Annotated in this window: 1 protein-coding gene; it reads right to left on the reverse strand. The window is 77.6% G+C overall.

The window, feature by feature from the left end; all coding sequences use genetic code 11:
• Positions 1–625 (reverse strand): hypothetical protein (locus OZN99_RS33090; protein WP_270939401.1); only part of this gene is annotated, 625 nt, incomplete at both ends.

Here is a 625-nt window from a genome sequence, read left to right on the forward strand (position 1 = left end):
GGCCGGCACCGGCGCGGCACGATCCGCCGGCGGGCGCGGGTCGCGCTGCAGGTCGCGCGGCGGCAGCGTGTCGGCGGTGCGCGCCTCCACCACCAGCGTCGTGCCGGGCGGGACGCAGGCGTCGAGGAAGATGCGATGCCAGACGCAGGCGAAGACGCCGGAATCCAGCGCGAAGGTCTCCACCACGCCGTCGGTCGCGAAGCGCGGTTCCTGCGCGTAGAGCGGGTTGGCGCCGGCCGCCGTGGAGGCCATCACCCGCCCGTCCGCGCCGTGCCACAGCGCGCGGCCGTCGAAGCCGCGGACCGCGAAGCCGCGCTCCGCCTCCGGGCCCGCCGGGGTCAGCAGGAACTCGGTGAAGCGCGTGGGCATCGTCGTGCCGGGCGCGCCGGCGACGTCGGCGACCAGCACGCGGTCCTCCGCCGTCATCAGCGCATGCAGCGGATTGTGCAGCGCCGGCAGCGGATGGATCGCCGGGGCGGCGGCGCCGCGCAGCACGGCGACGCGCTGCCCGTCCAGCACCACGACCGCCGTGCCGAAGCGCGGGTCGGCGGCCAGCGCCAGCGGCGAAGCGGGCAGGGCGACGCCCACCCATTCGCCGCCCCAGGCCTGCACGAACAGCCGCGGC

This window comes from Falsiroseomonas oryzae (assembly GCF_027856955.1).
Taxonomy (GTDB): Bacteria; Pseudomonadota; Alphaproteobacteria; order Acetobacterales; family Acetobacteraceae; genus Falsiroseomonas; species Falsiroseomonas oryzae.